This window comes from Kineococcus sp. AC630 (assembly GCF_979255925.1).
Window position 1 is genome coordinate 1 of record NZ_CEEDMJ010000182.1, and the last position, 230, is coordinate 230.

Annotated in this window: 1 pseudogene; it reads right to left on the minus strand. The window is 75.7% G+C overall.

Annotation, left to right across the window (positions count from 1 at the left end):
• Positions 1–184 (minus strand): annotated as a pseudogene (locus AC0I8G_RS26350) (FAD-binding oxidoreductase); the annotation flags it as partial.
• Positions 185–230 lie beyond the last annotated feature (46 nt).

Here is a 230-nt window from a genome sequence, read left to right on the forward strand (position 1 = left end):
GTACGGCGTGACCCGCGACGCCGTCCTCGGTCTGGACCTGGTGCTCGGTGGCCCAGCGGAGGGTCTCGACGACGTCGTCGACGGTGGCCGCGCGCACGACCCCGGCGGGCAACGTCGCCGGCAGGTGGCCGGAGCGGTCGGTCGCGACGGCGCGCCGGGACCCCTCGTCGGTGTACAGCTTCACGCGACCCCCTCCGTCCGGGATGCCGGTGCGGCGCAGTGGGTCACGA